16 protein-coding genes are annotated in these 16,186 nt (G+C 45.8%); 12 read left to right on the forward strand and 4 right to left on the reverse strand.

The window, feature by feature from the left end:
* Positions 1–15 precede the first annotated feature (15 nt).
* On the reverse strand, positions 16–1,551 hold the full coding sequence (bmr3, locus tag M0696_RS01780; protein ID WP_166854358.1) for a multidrug efflux MFS transporter Bmr3: 1,536 nt from the start codon (positions 1,549–1,551) through the stop codon (positions 16–18).
* Positions 1,552–1,663: 112 nt separating this feature from the next.
* Between bmr3 and M0696_RS01785 the strand changes: the two genes are divergently transcribed.
* The 3 genes from M0696_RS01785 (at position 1,664) to M0696_RS01795 (ending at position 3,663) form a co-directional block, all read left to right on the forward strand.
* Positions 1,664–2,128: a MarR family transcriptional regulator gene (locus M0696_RS01785; RefSeq protein WP_166854357.1), complete on the forward strand. Its 465-nt coding sequence runs from the start codon at positions 1,664–1,666 to the stop codon at positions 2,126–2,128.
* A gap of 74 nt (positions 2,129–2,202) precedes the next feature.
* Positions 2,203–2,832: a LysE family translocator gene (locus M0696_RS01790; RefSeq protein ID WP_166854356.1), complete on the forward strand. Its 630-nt coding sequence runs from the start codon at positions 2,203–2,205 to the stop codon at positions 2,830–2,832.
* Between the two features lie 69 nt (positions 2,833–2,901).
* A complete protein-coding gene (locus M0696_RS01795; protein ID WP_222143504.1) occupies positions 2,902–3,663 on the forward strand; it encodes a YqcI/YcgG family protein in 762 nt (253 codons plus the stop codon).
* Position 3,664: 1 nt separating this feature from the next.
* On the opposite strand, the gene M0696_RS01800 is transcribed toward M0696_RS01795, so the two are convergent.
* Complete coding sequence (locus M0696_RS01800) at positions 3,665–5,005, reverse strand: amino acid permease (RefSeq protein ID WP_222143505.1); 1,341 nt, start codon at positions 5,003–5,005, stop codon at positions 3,665–3,667.
* Positions 5,006–5,134: 129 nt separating this feature from the next.
* On the opposite strand from M0696_RS01800, the gene M0696_RS01805 reads away from it, so the two are divergent.
* Positions 5,135–5,731 (forward strand): DUF1989 domain-containing protein, encoded by a 597-nt coding sequence (locus M0696_RS01805; RefSeq protein WP_222143506.1) that lies wholly within the window; start codon positions 5,135–5,137, stop codon positions 5,729–5,731.
* A gap of 132 nt (positions 5,732–5,863) precedes the next feature.
* Positions 5,864–6,682 (forward strand): ammonia-dependent NAD(+) synthetase, encoded by an 819-nt coding sequence (gene nadE / locus M0696_RS01810; protein ID WP_222143507.1) that lies wholly within the window; start codon positions 5,864–5,866, stop codon positions 6,680–6,682.
* A 49-nt stretch (positions 6,683–6,731) separates the two neighbouring features.
* Here nadE and tmrB read toward each other — a convergent pair whose 3' ends face one another.
* The gene (gene tmrB / locus M0696_RS01815; protein WP_166854740.1) at positions 6,732–7,325 is read right to left on the reverse strand and encodes a tunicamycin resistance ATP-binding TmrB; all 594 of its coding nucleotides are present in this window, start codon (positions 7,323–7,325) and stop codon (positions 6,732–6,734) included.
* A gap of 281 nt (positions 7,326–7,606) precedes the next feature.
* Between tmrB and M0696_RS01820 the strand changes: the two genes are divergently transcribed.
* The gene (locus M0696_RS01820; RefSeq protein WP_166854352.1) at positions 7,607–8,167 is read left to right on the forward strand and encodes a shikimate kinase; all 561 of its coding nucleotides are present in this window, start codon (positions 7,607–7,609) and stop codon (positions 8,165–8,167) included.
* Between the two features lie 25 nt (positions 8,168–8,192).
* Here the strand turns inward: M0696_RS01820 and M0696_RS01825 are convergent, their stop codons facing one another.
* Positions 8,193–8,954, reverse strand: a complete 762-nt coding sequence (locus M0696_RS01825; protein WP_166854351.1) for a class I SAM-dependent methyltransferase — start codon at positions 8,952–8,954, stop codon at positions 8,193–8,195.
* Between the two features lie 116 nt (positions 8,955–9,070).
* Here M0696_RS01825 and M0696_RS01830 point away from each other — a divergent pair, with 116 nt between their 5' ends.
* From M0696_RS01830 to putP, 6 genes are all read left to right on the forward strand, one after another.
* Positions 9,071–10,045 carry a LysR family transcriptional regulator gene (locus M0696_RS01830; protein ID WP_222143508.1) on the forward strand — a complete coding sequence of 325 codons (975 nt, stop codon included), beginning with the start codon at positions 9,071–9,073 and terminating at the stop codon, positions 10,043–10,045.
* A 71-nt stretch (positions 10,046–10,116) separates the two neighbouring features.
* Entirely contained in the window at positions 10,117–11,076 is a 960-nt protein-coding gene (gene cah, locus M0696_RS01835) for a cephalosporin C deacetylase (protein WP_248602423.1), read from the forward strand.
* An 80-nt stretch (positions 11,077–11,156) separates the two neighbouring features.
* A complete protein-coding gene (locus M0696_RS01840) occupies positions 11,157–11,939 on the forward strand; it encodes a nucleotidyltransferase domain-containing protein (protein WP_166854348.1) in 783 nt (260 codons plus the stop codon).
* A 189-nt stretch (positions 11,940–12,128) separates the two neighbouring features.
* The gene (gene putB / locus M0696_RS01845) at positions 12,129–13,040 is read left to right on the forward strand and encodes a proline dehydrogenase PutB (RefSeq protein WP_166854739.1); all 912 of its coding nucleotides are present in this window, start codon (positions 12,129–12,131) and stop codon (positions 13,038–13,040) included.
* A gap of 16 nt (positions 13,041–13,056) precedes the next feature.
* On the forward strand, positions 13,057–14,604 hold the full coding sequence (pruA, locus tag M0696_RS01850) for an L-glutamate gamma-semialdehyde dehydrogenase (RefSeq protein WP_222143510.1): 1,548 nt from the start codon (positions 13,057–13,059) through the stop codon (positions 14,602–14,604).
* Positions 14,605–14,695: 91 nt separating this feature from the next.
* Entirely contained in the window at positions 14,696–16,150 is a 1,455-nt protein-coding gene (putP, locus tag M0696_RS01855; protein ID WP_166854738.1) for a sodium/proline symporter PutP, read from the forward strand.
* The last annotated feature ends 36 nt before the right edge of the window (positions 16,151–16,186 follow it).

Here is a 16,186-nt window from a genome sequence, read left to right on the forward strand (position 1 = left end):
TACTGCTTTATTATGTTAATTTGCTTTCTTCGCCATTTCCTCTGTTGTTTTCACTCTGGCTTTTCCCATAAACAAAACGGTAACCGCGGCGAGGACAATTGGAATCAAAGCGAGCAAAAAGACATATGTGATGCTTGTTGACATCGCATCAATAATGCGATTCAGGATCGCCTCAGGAATCTGGGAACGTGTCCCTGCTTGGAAAATCTCCTGCGGGTCGCCGATATTTTGCGCGGCACCGGAGCCCGCAGAGCCTTTCATGCCGCTGAAGGCGTCGCTCAGCTTGTTTGAGAACACGTTGGTTTGCACCGTTCCGAAAATAGTGACACCCAGGGTCATGCCGAAAGACCGCAAAAATGAATTTGTAGAGTTGGCCGTCCCCCGAAAGCGAGGTTCAAGATCGTTCATCGATGCTGCCGGCAGCAGGGAGAAGTTAAAACCTACACCAAATCCTGAAATCATCATAAAGACTGTCAGCCATACCCGTGCTGTGTCAGGCGTCATATTGGAAAGAAGCAGCATGCCGATAAAGAAAGCTACAACAGATATCAGCATCAAATTGCGGAAGCTTGCCTTCGTTTGGAAAATCCCGCCGATCATGCTCCCAATGACGGATCCAATCATCATCGGCGTCAAAATGAAGCCTGCGCTTGTCGCTGAGCTGCCGTATACCGCTTGAACGAAAATCGGAATAAATACCGCTAAAATAATGAATGTTCCGCCATACAGGAAAGCGAGAATCTGCGCTGTGGCAAACAACCTGTTTTTAAACATCCAGAAAGAAATAATCGGCTCTTCGGCTTTTCTCTCCACAATAAAAAAGGTAATGAAGAAAACGGCGAACACAATAAACAGGCCAATGATCTGAATGGAATTCCAATCATATGTTTTGCCGCCAAGCTCTAGGGCGAACATCAGACATACAATTGATACGACTAAGGTAATCGCGCCGCCCCAGTCAATTTTCTGCTTTCTGTGCTCCAAAGATTCTTTGTAGTAGCGAATAATGAAAAACAATGACAATGCCCCGATCGGCACATTGATGTAAAACACCCAGTGCCAGCTGATCGAATCTGTAATGATCGCGCCTAACAGCGGCCCAAGAACACTGGATAACCCAAATACAGCACCGAACATGCCGGACATTTTTCCGCGTTTTTCCGGCGGAAACAAATCAAAGATAATGGTAAAAGCAATCGGCAGTAGCGCGCCGCCACCAATCCCTTGAATGGCCCGGTAGATGATCAGCTGATTCATCGTCTGTGCAATACCGCATAAAGCCGACCCGATTAAGAAAAAAATAAGTCCAAACAGGAAAAAACGTTTTCGGCCGTACATATCGGATAGCTTGCCGTAAATCGGCATTCCAGCCATAACTGCCACCATATAGGATGCCGTCACCCAAGCAAACTTATCAAAGTTTCCAAGATCGGCTACAATGCTGCCCATCGCGGTGGCAACAATTGTATTGTCCATTGCAGACATCAAGATGCCCAGCAGGAGACCGAGGACTACAAATTTGGTGGAAGCTTGTTTTGCTGTTGTGTCCATTTGTTCTACCTCCTCTTACTTTTCTATGTAAGTTCTGATATCATGATAATAGTTTGATTGTTAAATATCTCGATTATCAAGATAAATTCGATTTTATAGGGAGGACTGTCAGTTGTCAACAAGAAATTCCAGAAGTGAGTTGGAAAAGACTGCCGTTCAGCTTTTTCGGAAATTGGGCACAAGAACGGTTCTGTTTCATCAGGCAGCCGCTCAAGCTCTCGGTCTGTTTCCCACCGATTTGAAATCAGCTGACATCTTAAATGAAGCGGGTCCGATGACGGCCGGAGAGCTGGGGAAAAAGACGGGCCTCAGCACGGGTTCGGTCACGGCGCTTGTTGACCGGCTTGAAAAAGCGGGGTATGTGGCTCGTGAAAGGGATCCGAACGACCGCAGAAGAGTCATAATCGTCCCATTGACTGCTTCAAAAAAACATGTAAAGGATTTGTTCCGTTCTCTGTCAGAGTCAACGATGGATTTGTGCCATGAGTACTCAGAAGAAGAACTGGAACTCATTTTCAGTTTCGTAGGCAAAGCCGCCGATATTGTGGAGGAAGAACTTAAACGTCTGAAACAGTAAGCGAATTTTGTGCATAGCTTGGCCCGTTCCCGAATAAATTGTACAAGTTACGTAAGAGAAGGGAGTACGGGCCGGTGAACATTTTTTTGAGCTATATTGTGCTGGGACTGTCCTTGTCTGCGCCTGTGGGACCAGTGAACGCGGCGCAAATAGACAAAGGAATTAAAAACGGTTTTTGGCATGCGTGGATTTTTGGTTTAGGCGCCATGACAGCGGACGGACTGTACATGCTTTTTATTTATTTCGGGCTGTCACAGTTTTTGACCGCTCCATTTGTGAAAACGTTTTTGTGGCTCTTCGGCTTTTTTGTTCTGACCTATACCGGAATTGAAACGCTGAAAAATGTCAGAGAACCGATGGATGTGCGAAGTTCGCGGGGAAAAGCGTCATATAGGAAAACGTACGCTTCGGGTTTTCTCATTTCACTGTCAAATCCATTGAGCATCCTTTTTTGGCTCGGAATTTACGGGAGCATACTTGCGAAAACAGCAGAGGCCTACAATATGAATCAGCTTCTGATCTATAGCTCCGGCATCATGATCGGCATTTTAATCTGGGACTTTTGCATGGCGATCACAGCCAGCATGTTCAGAAATCTGCTTCATGAAAAGCTGTTGAGAGGATTGACCGGAATCGCTGGTGTATCCCTCCTTATATTTGGCTTTTACTTCGGTTATCAAGGCATCAAACAGTTATTGGGCTGATTCATGAAGGACAGTCACCTGCAGCCTCCAGTTTTAATATAGTATCCAGATGATACTGGAGGTGGATCAATGGTGAATGGGATTTACACCAAAAGTTTTCTGGAACGTAATCAAGCTGAGCTTCCTGAATGGCAAAGAATTGCTTTTGAGCTTTTGGCAGAAACTGTGGCGGATGACGCGGATACGTTTCCGTGTATTCCCGGACGCCAGGCATTCCTGACTGATCAGCTTCGCATTGCTTTTGCCGGAGATCCGCGGGAAAACCGTACAGCGGAGGAGCTGGCACCATTGCTTACGGAGTATGGCAAGATATCGCGGGACACTGGTAAATATGCATCCCTGGTTGTGTTGTTTGATACACCGGAAGATTTGGCTGAGCACTATTCGATTGAAGCGTATGAAGAGCTGTTTTGGAGCTTTTTAAATAGACTGAGCCATCAAGACAAAAAAGAATGGCCGGAAGATATTCCGGCCGATCCCGAGCATTATAAATGGGAGTTTTGTTTTGACGGCGAGCCGTACTTTATCCTGTGCGCTACACCGGGGCACGAGGCGAGAAGAAGCCGGAGCTTTCCTTTTTTTATGATCACGTTTCAGCCGAGATGGGTGTTTGAAGAATTAAACGGCTCAACCGCATTTGGCCGCAACATGAGCAGGCTGATCCGGTCCCGTTTAAAGGCCTACGATCAAGCTCCGGTTCACCCGCAATTAGGCTGGTATGGAGGAAAGGATAATCGCGAATGGAAACAGTATTTCCTCCGTGATGACGAAAAACAGGTATCGAAGTGCCCGTTTTCGTATTTAAAGAACATGTTCAACAAAATGAAATAACTCACGAGCTGGCAGGGCGGTCTTTATGCCCCTGCTTTTTTTGATAGATCATGGTAACGATGGCAATGATCACGAGAAACCCTATACTCACAAAAAAACCGGGCCGGCTTGATTTTTCAAACAATGTGCCGGACACAGCCGCAGCAATCAGAATCATCGCTAAGTAAATCTGTGTTTTCCCCATGCCCTCAGGATCAGTCAGCTTTTTGCTGGAGAACAGGATAAACAGCCAAGTGTATAAAAGCATGAGACCCGCTGCTGTCGTCATGTGCTCATAAATGTTTTTGGGCAGCACTAACGACAGAATAATGGATAAAACAAGCCCTGCAAACGTCAGCCCCAACGCCGGCCAGCATATTTTTTTGCCTTCCTTTAAGATAAAGCACTTCGGTGCGTCGCCGTCATCAGCCATCGTACAAAGCAATGTCGTAACCGCAAACAGCGAAGCGACGAGGGTCGAGAACCCGGCGATAATGAAAATCCCGTTAAAAATATCGAGGATAATCTTAAGGTTATATCCTTTTAACGACGTAATGAACGGGCTGTCCTGCTCTGTAAACGTGTCTAATGGAACCAGCAGCAAGGCCAGTCCAATCGAAATAATATAAATAATCGCCAGCGTCGCCAGCATCAGTTTCCCTGATTTAGACGCTTCCTCTGGTTTTTTCAAGTGAACCGCCATCAGCCCCATAACCTCAATTCCGCCAAAGGCGTAAAACGCGTAGATTAAACCTGTCCACAGCCCCATGGCGCCATATGGGAAAAACTCACTCGTCTTATTTGGAATCTGTACATCGTGCTTTCCGCCTGACAGGATGCCACATAATGCCAAGATGGCAATCACAATAAACATAAAAATAGCGGCTGTTTTGATGACTGCCAGTACGTTTTCAGTCTTCTCAAAAACAGACAGCCCGGTGAAAATAATCAGAAGCCCAAGAACCGCGTAGATTGAAGCAAATACCCATAGCGGCACTTGAGGAAACCAGTGCTTCGTAAATAATGAAATGGCTGTCAATTGGCTCCCGGTAATCAGCATTTCTGATGACCAGTACACCCAGCCGTTGCTGAAGCCGGCCCATCTGCCGAATGCTTTTCTCGCATACGAACAAAACGAGCCTTTTTCAGGATGTTTTGCCGACAGCTTGGCAAGCTGCTCGAATACAAAATACGTGCCGATTGCCCCGATCAGAAATGAAAGCAGAACGGAAAAACCGCTTTTTACTATTGCAATGCTGGAACCGAGAAAAAATCCTGTTCCGATTGTGCATCCTATACCGATTAATGACAGCTGCCACCAGGCCAAATTTCCTTTTTGCTGGTCTTTTTTTGTTTGACTCATAATCATTTCAACCCCTTTTATCTAAGGTTAGATTGCGACCCGCCCGAAGCTTATATACATCGGATTTTTGCCTCTTTTTACATGGGGAAGGCGGAGAACGCTCATACTAATGAAAAAAGGAGCGAAGCAATGACAAAGCAATATATCGTGGAGCCGAAAAAAGGGCTTGGGCTGAAGCTGAAAAAGGGGCAGATTTTAAAGGTGGTTGATGTGGAAGGGCAGCAGGTTGCTGATTTTGTTGCGTACCATGCCAAGGATTTTTATGAGCATCTTGATCAGGGAGCAACGATTGATGCCAATCATTCCATTCATGTGAAAGTCAACGATCATATCTACTCGAATCTATACAAACCGATGCTGACGCTGATTGAAGATACGGTGGGCAAGCATGATCTGTTGCTTCCCGCCTGCCGTCCTGATATGAACAGGCTGTTATACGGCAAGCAAAAGGATGAGTTTCAGGATACATGCTATGACAATATGAACCGTGCGCTTGAGCAGTTTGGCGTACCGAAGCCTCACATGCATTACCCGTTTGCAATTTTTATGAATACTGTTCTTGATGAGAAAGGGAACCTGTCTGTGGAGACGCCGCTTTCGAATGCCGGGGACTATGTAAGGCTGCGGGCGGAGATGGATTTAATTGTCGCGTTTTCTTCCTGCCCGATAGAAAAAGGCAAGTGCAATGGCGATAGTGTAACGTCAATACGGGTGGAAGTCAGCTGATCTCTCTTGTTCACTGTGAATCAAGACCTGTGCTATATTTAATAAGGATACATAATTGTCATGATTCATTTTCACCAATTTGGGGAAATGATCAAATAAGAAACAGCGAATTGTACAGGAGGAATGAATGGGATGAGCATGCAGGAAAAGATTATGCGTGAATTACATGTGAAGCCTTCAATTGATCCAAAGCAAGAAATTGAGGACCGAGTCAATTTTTTAAAACAATATGTAAAGAAAACCGGTGCTAAAGGCTTTGTATTGGGAATCAGCGGCGGCCAGGATTCAACACTTGCGGGAAGACTCGCTCAGCTTGCGGTGGAGAGCATTCGCGAGGAGGGCGGAGACGCTCAATTTATCGCTGTCCGTCTTCCGCATGGCACACAGCAGGATGAAGACGATGCCCAGCTTGCTTTGAAGTTTATTAAGCCGGATAAATCATGGAAGTTTGATATTAAATCGACAGTCAGCGCTTTTTCTGATCAGTATCAGCAGGAAACAGGCGATCAGCTGACTGACTTTAATAAAGGAAACGTAAAAGCAAGAACAAGAATGATCGCGCAATACGCGATCGGCGGCCAGGAAGGCCTGCTTGTGTTAGGAACAGACCATGCTGCTGAAGCAGTGACTGGTTTCTTTACGAAGTACGGTGACGGCGGAGCAGACCTCCTGCCGCTGACAGGCTTGACGAAGCGCCAGGGAAGAACCCTGCTGAAAGAGCTGGGTGCACCGGAACGCTTATACTTAAAAGAACCGACTGCCGATCTGCTCGACGAAAAACCGCAGCAGTCGGATGAAACAGAGCTTGGCATTTCCTACGACGAGATTGACGATTATCTCGAAGGAAAAGAAGTATCAGCGAAAGTATCAGAAGCGCTGGAAAAACGCTACAGCATGACTGAACATAAACGCCAGGTTCCGGCGTCTATGTTTGATGACTGGTGGAGATAAGTTGAAGAAAGCCCGCTCTCGGAGCGGGCTTTTGTCGTGTACAGAAGCTTTATTTGATGCGGATATGATTCAGCTTTATCATTAATCTGTCGGTGAGCCTTCGGAGGCTGCCTCTCGTATCAGGATCTAATGGGAGTTCGGCTCTCGCGGCAATGTTCTCTGCCACATCCTGAATTGACAGGTTGTCTGTTTGAATGTGGTCCTCAAAAATGGGTGATGATAAACCTTCAACACAGCGGTCAATTTGTTTGGCGGCCCATGAGTTTTTTCCTTCTGCTCTGGTGCGCAGCCTTTTTAACAAGATTTCCTTTGAAGCCATTAGTGTAAAGTGGTGAACGATCCTGCCTTCATGTCTGAGCCTGCCGATGATCTCATTGAAGTATTCAGGATGTACAATCGTCATAGGCACAATAATGATGCCGCGGTATGTATCTGACAGAGAAGCTAGCAAACTGTAATTGAACGCCCGCCATAAGGGATAGCTTTGAAAATCGTCCTTTGCGATCTCCTGCGGCACCATGGAGCGCAGCGCAAAACCCATTTTCTCGGGATCATACACGTAAGATGGTTTCAGCCTTCTGTGCAGTTCGAAGGCTGTTTGTGTTTTTCCGGAACCGAATGCCCCGTTTATCCAAATGATCATCGCCATTTCTCCCTTCCTATTTATTTTATCATGCAGAAAAAGACCCTTCCATCGAAGAGTCAGCTGGAAAACAATAAGGGCGGAAGGTTTTAATGCTTTTTTGCGTCGAAGTATTAAAATACCTGCGGAAATGTTGTACAATGAATGTCATTCAGGCAAAAATGGCTAAACAACAAAGCGCACTATAAGCTTGACCGGTAAAGCCGGTATCTATATGAATATTCGCTAAATAAGCATATAATGAATATAAAATTTCATTCCTTAGGAGGATTTCGCCGAAGATGAATGCTAAACGAGCCATCCCAGTAAGAGAAAGAAATATCGTCCTGATCGGATTCATGGGTGTAGGAAAAACAACAATCGGCCAATTGGTCGCTAAAAAATTATATAGAGATTTTATTGATATTGACCAAGAGATCGAAAAGGATTTCAATATGACAATTCCTGAGATGTTTGAGAAAAAGGGAGAAGACTTTTTCCGGAAAACGGAGAAGGAATATATTTTAGACATCTGCCGTCATAAACGATTCAAAATCGTATCTCTGGGCGGGGGATCTTTTAAACAAGAGGAAATCAGAAATTGCTGTCTGGAAAACTGTCTCGTGCTTCATCTGGACCTGTCATGGGAGAACTGGAAGCAGCGAGCGGACTTATTGATCGAGAGCCGCCCTGTGCTCCATAATCGCTCAATGGATGAAATGGAACAGCTGTTTAACGAAAGAAAAGTCATTTACGACAAACACAATTCAAAAGTCGCAACAGACAACCTTTCTCCGGAAGAGGTTGCTGATTACATTGTAGAGACGTTAAAAATCGGCTGGGATCTTTATCAGCCGATGTAAAAGCCGTGCGGTGCGCACGGCTTTTTTATCGTTTTATCCCTTGTATCAAAATCGCTTTTAAACAAAAGGAGACGGGCTGTCCATTTTGATTCCATTTGATGCAGAACGTGTCACGTGTTTCGTCTGATGCATCATTCAGGTGAGTGATGATTTGCTTTTCCCGGTCGGCGGGTGTTCCGCCGCGTTTGATCCAGCTTTCGTATTGAATCGGCAAATTCCACTTTTGGATGTCTTGATAGCCCAGTTGATTAGCGGTGAACATCGACTGCCATTCTGATAATGAGCTTTCCCGGACATGGGAAGGGTCACGGAGCCGGTTCAAATGATTGACAAACTCATCAAGAATGGGATCTTCAGGCGCGTAATGATCGACCAACAGAAAATGTCCGTCCTTTTTCAGCACGCGCGCAACTTCGTTGACGGCTTTGCGGACATCTGAAAAATGGTGGGCCGCGTATCGGCAGGTGATAATATCAAATGAATCGTCTGGGAAGGGGAGTGACTCTGCCGTTCCTTGCTGAAAGCGTACATTTCCCGCTCCTTTTTCTTGTGCAAAGGAGGACGCAACCTCTACCATCTCTTTCGTCGCGTCAACGCCGATGCATTCCTGTACAAATGGGGAAAATGCCAGCGCTGTATGGCCAGCACCAGCTCCGATATCCAGCAGCCGCTGCTCTGCCCGGCATTCCGCCGTTTTGATCATTAACCCTAAATCTTCTCCCTCGGCAAATACCTTCTCATCCCGGTACATCTCGGCATTTTTAGAAAACGGTGTTTCGTTTCTCATGTGAACCAGCCCCTTTTTTTGTAAATGATGATATGGATTATGTTAGCAATTTCTGTTATGATTCGTCCAAGATATAAAAATGATAAAAACGATAGGCTCAACCTATGGAGGCTGAAATGGATATTAAAGTGATGGAATATGCAGCGGAAATCGCCCGGCGCCAAAGCTTTACAAAGGCGGCAAAGCATCTTCATATCGCTCAGCCCTCTCTAAGCCAGCAAATCAAAAAGCTTGAGGCTGAGCTGGGGCTTACGCTTTTTCACAGATCCCACGGCTCTGTTACGCTGACACCCCACGGCCGGCGTTTTATTGAAAAAGCCGAGGGCATCATTCGTTCCAGAGATGACTTGCTACGGGAGATGCAGGAACGGTCTCAGGGGCTTGGGCGCAAGCTTTCCATTGGGGTTCCTGCTGTAACGGGGAGATATCTTTTTCCGCCACTGCTGAAGCAGTTTTTGGCGCGCTATCCTCATGTGGAGGTTCAGCTTGTTGAAAAAGACCCTGTTTCTTTAGAAGAGATGACGGCAAAGGGAGAGGTTGACCTTTCTGTCTTATCCTTGCCGATTGAGGATGAACGGCTCTCCATTACACCCTTGCTCACGGAACCGATTGTTCTCGCAGTGCCGAAGGAAAAACAAAGGTGGATGCCGCCGGAAATGATCGCGCTGATTGAAAAAGCGCTGGAAGGAAAGGGGGGCTGCCAGCTGTGCGTGCCGCTTGACATGGTAAGGAACGTGCCGTTTATCCTGTTAAAAGAAGGCTTCGGATTTCGAAGGACAGTTCTCGATCTCTGTGCGGAAAGCGGTTTTAAGCCGAATACTGCCTTTAAAACGAGCCATATTGAAACCGCCCAATCTCTTGTGGCTAATGGCTTAGGTGTGACAATGGCACCGAATATGGTCAGAAGGGAAAGAGACCCGGGTGTGATCTATTTATCTATTCAATCCGCGCCATCCCGAACCCTCGTCTTCGTATTTTTAAAGAACCGCTATGTCAGTCTGACAGCTCAGGCTTTTATGGAACTGAGCCGGGAAAGTCTTAAACAAACGTTTGATGAAGACTGTCTGGAAAACAAAAGTGAAAATATTTAGAAAACAGAGAGGAAACGTGGTAGTATAGGAATACAAACTAAATCTTATAAAACAAAGGAGAATAATCGGAAATGCAACTATTCGATCTGCCGCTTGACCAATTGCAAACGTATAAACCTGAAAAAACAGCACCGAAAGATTTTTCTGAGTTTTGGAAATCATCTTTGGATGAACTTGCGAAAGTCCAAGCAGCACCTGATTTACAGCCGGTTGATTATCCTGCAGATGGAGTCAAGGTGTATCGCCTCACATATAAAAGCTTCGGAAATGCCAGCATTGCCGGTTGGTACGCAGTGCCTGACAAGGAAGGCCCGCATCCGGCCATCGTCAAATATCATGGCTACAACGCAAGCTATGATGGTGAGATTCATGAAATGGTGAACTGGGCGCTCCACGGATATGCCGCTTTCGGTATGCTTGTCCGCGGCCAGCAGAGCAGCGAGGATACGAGTATTTCTCCGCACGGCCACGTTTTGGGCTGGATGACGAAAGGAATCCTTGATAAAGATACATACTATTACCGGGGCGTTTATTTAGACGCTGTCCGGGCGCTTGAAGTCATCAGCAGCTTTGACGAAGTCGATGAAACAAGAATCGGTGTGACAGGCGGAAGCCAAGGCGGAGGCTTAACCATTGCCGCAGCAGCTCTGTCAGACATTCCGAAAGCCGCGGTTGCTGATTATCCTTATTTAAGCAACTTTGAACGGGCCATTGATGTGGCGCTTGAACAGCCGTACCTTGAAATCAATTCCTTCTTTAGAAGAAATGGCAGCTCGGAAACGGAAGAGCAGGCGATGAAGACACTTACATATTTCGATATTATGAATCTCGCTGACCGAGTGAAGGTGCCTGTCCTGATGTCGATCGGTCTGATTGACAAGGTCACGCCGCCGTCAACCGTGTTTGCCGCCTACAACCACTTGGAGACAGAGAAAGAGCTCAAGGTGTACCGCTACTTCGGGCATGAGTATATCCCTGCCTTTCAAACAGAAAAACTTGCTTTCTTTAAACAGCATCTAAAAGGCTGTTAAGCGTGAAAGGCCGCCGCACATCATCAGGCGGTTTTTTTCTGCAAACTGCCGGAATGAGAACAGACTGGAGACGAATAGATATGAAACAAAGGATCATTGATGAATTAAAACGAATCGAGCAGTCATACGGAGTCAAAATCGTATATGCTGTTGAGTCAGGAAGCCGCGCATGGGGATTTCCGTCGCGGGACAGTGATTATGATGTCCGCTTTATTTATGTGCCGAAAAAGGAGTGGTATTTTTCAATTGAGCAGGAGCGTGATGTCATTGAGGAGCCGATTCACGATTTGCTGGATATCAGCGGCTGGGAGCTGAGAAAGACGCTGCGCCTCTTCAAAAAATCAAACCCGCCGCTCCTTGAATGGCTGTCCTCAGACATTGTGTATTACGAAGCATTTACGACTGCAGAGCAGTTAAGAAAACTGCGGACGGAGGCATTTAAGCCTGAAGCAAGCGTGTATCACTATATCAATATGGCGAGAAGGAACGTCAAGGATTACCTTCAAGGGCAAGAAGTCAAAATCAAAAAGTATTTCTACGTGCTTCGGCCTATTTTGGCTTGCAAATGGATTGAAAAACACGGGACCATTCCGCCAATGGATTTTACTGTTTTGATGAATGAACTTGTTGATGACCCTGAGCTGAAGGCAGAAATGGAAACCTTACTTGTACGGAAAAGAAGAGGCGAAGAGCTTGATCTCGAAGCGCGAATTCATGTCATTCACCAATTCATTGAAACAGAAATCGAAAGAATCATGGAAGTAGCAAAAACGCTGAAAGCAGAACAAAAGGATATGACGCCTGAATTGAATCGGTTACTTTTAAATACGGTTGAAGAAGTGTGGAAGGATGGAGGAAGCTGATGTGTTTTTTGTCGCTTCCTTTTCTCCTTTATTCGACAGGATTCCCCGACTTTCTAACTATCTGATTGTGGTAAAACCACAAAAATAATCAGAATCTTTGTATTTTGAGAATATTGTGAACGTCGGTTTTGTCCATTTACAATAAACTCATACAAATACTTCTTAGATTGCGGGGTGTTGAGGTTGGAAGTGATCACAAGAGATTTTTTCTTATTTTTATCCAAAAGCGGCTTTCTTAATAAAATGGCAAAGAACTGGGGAAGCCGGGTAGCAGCGGGTAAAATTATCGGAGGGAATGATTTTAACAGTTCAATCCCGACCATTCGACAGCTTAACAGCCAAGGCTTGTCAGTTACTGTCGATCATTTAGGAGAGTTTGTGAACAGCGCCGAGGTCGCACGGGAGCGTACGGAAGAGTGCATTCAAACCATTGCGACGATTGCGGATCAGCAGCTGAACTCACACGTTTCTTTAAAAATGACGTCTTTAGGTCTCGATATAGATATGGATCTGGTGTATGAAAATATGACGAAAATCCTTCAGACGGCCGAGAAGCATAAAATCATGGTCACCATCGACATGGAAGATGAAGTCAGATGCCAGAAAACGCTTGATATTTTCAAGGATTTCAGAAAGAAATACGAGTATGTGAGCACAGTGCTGCAAGCCTATCTATACCGGACGGAAAAAGACATTGACGATTTGGATTCTTTAAACCCGTTCCTTCGCCTTGTAAAAGGAGCTTATAAAGAATCGGAAAAAGTAGCTTACCCGGAGAAAAGCGATGTCGATGAAAATTACAAAAAAATCATCCGAAAGCAGCTCTTAAACGGTCACTATACAGCGATTGCGACACATGACGACAAAATGATCGACTATACAAAGCAGCTTGCCAAGGAACATGGCATTGCCAATGACCAGTTTGAATTTCAGATGCTGTACGGCATGCGGTCGCAAACCCAGCTCAACCTCGTAAAAGAAGGTTATAACATGAGAGTCTACCTGCCATACGGCGAAGATTGGTACGGCTACTTTATGAGACGCCTTGCAGAACGTCCGTCAAACATTGCATTTGCTTTCAAAGGAATGACAAAGAAGTAAAAAAGGAGAGATTATCATGACAACACCTTACAAACACGAGCCATTCACAAATTTCCAAGATCAAAACAACGTGGAAGCGTTTAAAAAAGCGCTTGCGACAGTTAGCGAATATTTAGGAAAAGACTACCCGCTTGTCATTAACGGCGAGAGAGTGGAAACAGAAGCGAAAATCGTTTCGATCAACCCGGCTGATAAAGAAGAAGTCGTCGGCCGAGTGTCAAAAGCTTCTCAAGAGCATGCTGAGCAAGCGATTGAAGCAGCTGCGAAAGCATTCGAAGAGTGGAGATACACGTCTCCTGAAGAAAGAGCGGCTGTCCTGTTCCGCGCTGCTGCCAAAGTCCGCAGAAGAAAACATGAATTCTCCGCGTTGCTTGTAAAAGAAGCAGGAAAGCCTTGGAACGAAGCGGATGCTGATACAGCTGAGGCGATTGACTTCATGGAGTATTATGCACGCCAAATGATCGAACTGGCAAAAGGCAAACCAGTCAACAGCCGTGAAGGCGAGAAAAACCAATATGTATATACGCCGACTGGTGTAACAGTTGTTATTCCGCCTTGGAACTTCTTGTTTGCGATCATGGCAGGAACAACAGTGGCGCCGATCGTTACTGGAAACACAGTAGTTCTAAAACCTGCAAGCGCTACACCTGTCATTGCTGCAAAATTTGTTGAGGTCCTTGAAGAGTCCGGATTGCCTAAAGGCGTAGTCAACTTTGTGCCAGGCAGCGGAGCGGAAGTCGGCGACTATCTTGTTGACCATCCGAAAACAAGCCTTATCACATTTACGGGATCAAGAGAAGTGGGTACGAGAATTTTCGAACGCGCGGCGAAGGTTCAGCCAGGCCAGCAGCACTTAAAGCGTGTTATCGCTGAAATGGGCGGTAAGGATACGGTTGTTGTCGATGAGGATGCGGACATTGAATTGGCAGCTCAATCCATCTTTACATCAGCGTTCGGATTTGCGGGACAAAAATGTTCTGCAGGTTCACGTGCAGTTGTCCATGAAAAAGTGTATGATCAAGTATTGAAGCGTGTCATTGAAATTACAGAATCTAAAGTAACAGCAAAACCTGACAGTGCGGATGTTTATATGGGACCTGTCATTGACCAAGGTTCTTATGATAAAATTATGAGCTATATTGAGATCGGAAAACAGGAAGGGCGTTTAGTAAGCGGCGGTACTGGTGATGATTCGAAAGGATACTTCATCAAACCGACAATCTTCGCTGACCTTGATCCGAAAGCAAGACTCATGCAGGAAGAAATTTTCGGACCTGTCGTTGCATTTTGTAAAGTGACAAACTTTGATGAAGCTTTAGAAGTGGCAAACAATACTGAATATGGTTTGACAGGCGCGGTTATCACAAACAACCGCAAGCACATCGAGCGTGCGAAACAGGAATTCCATGTTGGAAACCTATACTTCAACCGCAACTGTACAGGTGCTATCGTCGGCTACCATCCGTTTGGCGGCTTCAAAATGTCCGGAACGGATTCAAAAGCAGGCGGACCGGATTACTTGGCACTGCATATGCAAGCAAAAACAATCAGTGAAATGTTCTAAAGCGGGACTAAATGGGCATCCTCCCTGCGGGGATGTCCATTTCATCCATATACCATAAAAAAGAGGAGGAAGTGCCATAGAAAACACACAGCTGATTATTTCGATTTGTATTTATATGGCGGGGATGATGCTGATCGGCTACTTTGCTTACAAGCGTACGTCGAATCTGACGGATTACATGCTTGGAGGACGCTCTTTGGGTCCGGCCGTAACCGCTCTCAGTGCCGGCGCTGCCGATATGAGCGGCTGGCTGCTGATGGGTCTCCCTGGTGCCATGTTTTCAACTGGTCTGAGCGGTATTTGGATAGTGTTCGGACTTTGCCTTGGAGCATGGGCGAACTGGCTCTATGTTGCGCCTCGGCTGAGAACCTACACTGAACAAGCGGGGAATTCCATCACAATTCCCGGGTTCCTTGAGAATCGCTTCGGAGACCATTCGAAGCTGCTGAGACTGTTTTCAGGGATTGTGATTTTAGTCTTCTTCACATTTTATGTTTCGTCTGGAATGGTATCCGGCGGCGTTTTATTCAACAGTATTTTGGGGATGGAATATCATACAGGCTTATGGGTTGTAACTGGTGTTGTTGTGGTATATACCCTGTTTGGCGGCTTTTTGGCAGTCAGCTGGACAGATTTTGTTCAGGGGATCATTATGTTTGCCGCACTCATTCTTGTTCCGATCGTTACATTTTTCCACACGGGAGGAGCAAGTGAAACAGTTACGGAAATCCGGTCTGTTGATCCAGACATGTTTAATATGTTCAAAGGAACAAGCATCCTTGGCATTATTTCTTTGTTTGCCTGGGGTTTGGGATACTTTGGGCAGCCGCATATCATTGTGCGTTTTATGGCGATAACGTCAGTCAAAGAGATTAAAAGAGCGCGCAGAATCGGGATGGGCTGGATGATTTTGTCGGCAATCGGCGCTGTGCTGACCGGTTTGGGCGGAATCGCTTATTACCATCAGAATGGCATGATACTGAAGGACCCTGAGACGATTTTTATTCAATTAGGGAATATTTTGTTCCACCCGATAATCACAGGTTTTCTGATTTCAGCTATTTTGGCCGCGATTATGAGTACAATTTCTTCCCAGCTGCTTGTGACATCAAGCTCTCTGGTAGAAGATTTGTATAAGTCGATGTTCAGACGCTCGGCTTCTGATAAAGAGCTGGTGTTTTTGGGACGTATGGCTGTGCTTGTGATTTCTATCATCGCATTATTCCTTGCTTGGGAGAAAAATAATACCATCCTTGGATTGGTAAGCTACGCGTGGGCGGGCTTCGGTGCATCATTCGGGCCGGTTGTACTGCTCAGTCTGTTTTGGAAACGAATGACCAAATGGGGGGCACTCGCCGGCATGATTGTGGGAGCAGCAACTGTAATCATTTGGGCGAATGCCGGTCTTTCGGACTTTCTGTATGAAATCATACCTGGTTTTGCTGCGAGTCTATTATCTGTCTATATCGTCAGTGTATTGACGCAGGCTCCGTCACAAACGGTCAAAGACCAGTTTAAAGACTACCAAGATACAATGTCACAATAAAGATCGAAAGGAGGAGGAAGGGGTTGTCCCTTTTTC

The sequence above is a fragment of the Bacillus rugosus genome, from assembly GCF_023238245.1.
GTDB lineage: Bacteria > Bacillota > Bacilli > Bacillales > Bacillaceae > Bacillus > Bacillus rugosus.